The sequence below is a fragment of the Haladaptatus sp. genome (assembly GCF_049589095.1).
GTDB lineage: Archaea > Halobacteriota > Halobacteria > Halobacteriales > Haladaptataceae > Haladaptatus.
This window is the reverse complement of record NZ_JBAWAC010000098.1, coordinates 1-2,566: the sequence shown is the minus strand read 5'-3', so window position 1 is coordinate 2,566 and position 2,566 is coordinate 1. Positions and strand designations below refer to the sequence as shown.

Genomic DNA, 2,566 nt, shown 5'->3' with positions numbered 1-2,566 from the left:
AGACCGTACTCCACGTCGGCGACGAACAGGCGGGCGGGGCGCGTCCCGACGTAGAGCCTGTTACCGGAGGGACTGGCGGTGACGGCGTACGCTTCCTCGTCCGGGAACGGAAGTTTCGTCCAGTCGTCTCCGTCCGCAGCGTGATACAGCCCGGATTTCGCGGCCGCGAACGGTCCGGGAAGCGCGTCGAACCGTTTCACTCGGAACACGCGTTCCGTGTCGAGCAGTTTTTCCTCCGTCGTTTCACCCGGCCCGCGGACGCCGGAGATTCGATATACACCGTCGTCGCTTCCTGCGATGAGCATACGAAAGAAATCCGTCAGGATCGGCTTAAGCGCTCCCGAAAGCGCGTTTTTGTAGAATGGTTTTCAATTTCGAGCGTTGCCGACCGTACGGCTACAAGAGAAGAGGTGCCACCGAAGGGAACTCAGCCCAGTCGGTATTTCAGACCGCTCGAAATCCGTTTTCGCTGGTACACCAGTTCGCCGAGCAACCAAAGCACGAGCAACAGGATGGCGAAGATGACGGCGATGAACGCGTACTCGTTCATCCAGATGGGGCGGATGAACGGCGTCACTTGGTCCCATCGCTCACCGTAGTGGCGCATCGTGTCCTGCATCGACGTTCCGGCGAAGGCGTGGCCGAGGAAGACGGACATCCTGAGGCTCTTCCCGGTTCCGGGGTCGAGGTTCGCGCTGCCGGAGATTTGGTAGGTGCCGGAGGCGTTCTGGTCGGCGATGGTCGGGCCGTTGGATTCGTCGCCGGTGCCGATTCGTTCGGCGTCGTACGGAAGCCACGGCGCGTAGAACTCCCAGACGATCTTTCCTTCGGGAGTCACTTCGATGACGCGGTGGTCCGAGGAGTCCACGACGAGCGTGTTGCCGTTCGGGAGTCGGTCGGCGTCGCGCGGCCAGGTCAGCGTGTCGGACGACCCGAGCGTCCACGTCCGGTTCCAGTCGTTCCCGTCCTTCTCGTACTCGACGATACGGTTGTTCTCGGAGTCAGCGACGAGGAACGTCGGTTTGCCCGACTCGCTTTCGAGGTAGTCGGGGTTGTGCTGTTTGTTGAGGATGGAAGTGTTCCCGGGTTCACCGAGTTTCATCGTGACTTTCTTCGTCTTCCGGTCGATGACGAGGACTTGGTCCATGTTTCGCGGGTCCACCGCGAACTTACCCGGTGCGATCTGTTGGACGTTGTTGAGGTGCGTCCAGTCGCCGGTGTATTCGCCACCCTCGTTCTTGTCGTAGTAGTTGGTGAAATGCCACTGCCAGACGATCTTGTCCTTTTCGAGGCTGTAAACGTACACGCGGTCGTTGTTCTCCCCGGTGCTCGAATTGTAGTTGCGGAGGTTACCGACCAGCAGTTCCGTGCCGTTGTTGATGAGGTCGATGTCGTGGGTGTCCTTGATCGGGAGGGTTCGAGACCAGACTTTCTTCTTCGTTTCCGGATTCATCTCGTAGACGACGGTCTTGCCGCGCTGTGTCGAGACGACGAGGAGGTTGCCGTTCGGAAGCGGATCGACGTCGTAGAACCACGATACCCCTTCCTTCGACCCGTTGTACACCCAGTTTATGTTACCTTTGGGGCCGACGGAGACGAGTCGGGCAGGCTTCTTCCTATTTCCTTCTCCCTGAAAGTTGAACCCTTGAACGCTGATTATCGTCGTCCCGTTCGCGGGTTGGTCGATGGTTCCAGGTTTGAGGTTCGATACGCTCGGGTCGTACGTGATTGCGGAGACCACGGAGGGCGTAAGCAGGGCGACGACCAACAATAAGACGACCCCACGCGTAATCCACGCACGCGGTGGGAGTCGCTCCGTCCAGTCCATATCTTAGTCATGTTGACGTACTGTTTGAGTATTTTGTGTTTGTATGAGCCTCTTTGATCCGTTGTCGTACATCGAACTGTTCCAAAAGCTCGACTGCATCATTTCGAGCAACACGGGATTATCCTTGAGAGAAGGTATCCGTATTCAGGTATAAACTGGATCGGCGCAGATGAGGGATGAAATGGGAGCAAACACATATCGGTGACCCCTTTCACGCGAAGCATGAATCTCTCGTGCCCGACCGGAGCAAATGGATTGATCGGCAAGCGAACCGACGGAAATCACACCTCCGACATCGTCCTTCGGGGTAGGTACATCCTACAAGATACGATCAGGTATCGCGGAACGATGGATCGAATGTTCACTTTCCCGCAAAATCGACCCGTCGAACTGCTGACCCAAAGTGATATCTATGTCTAAATAATACTGCATTAATATTATTATCAACTAGATGGTGAAAAGCATTTTAACGATTATCATCCAAACCAAGAATTTGTGAGAGATATTTAACCCTTGGCATTACATAACAAATCTTCATCACATATTTTTATCTGTTATTTCTGACAAACTTAGTCATATCGGCAGCTGAGCAAGCAAGAATAATCGATTAGTAAATGAAGAGATCTATCGAATCTTCGTTCCCTATCACCATGACAGTTACTAAATTAATATAAATTCAGATAAACTGTGCTAATGTAGAGAAGAAGTGATACAAATGTATCGTCCTATCCTCATCAG

General features: G+C 54.1%; 1 protein-coding gene and 1 pseudogene. Both read right to left on the bottom strand.

The features are described from left to right. Positions 1 to 305, bottom strand: a pseudogene (locus WBV42_RS03380) (WD40 repeat domain-containing protein); the annotation flags it as partial. Positions 306 to 427: 122 nt separating this feature from the next. Continuing rightward, the gene (locus WBV42_RS03375) at positions 428 to 1,828 is read right to left on the bottom strand and encodes an aryl-sulfate sulfotransferase (protein ID WP_423984785.1); all 1,401 of its coding nucleotides are present in this window, start codon (positions 1,826 to 1,828) and stop codon (positions 428 to 430) included. Between the last annotated feature and the right edge of the window lie 738 nt (positions 1,829 to 2,566).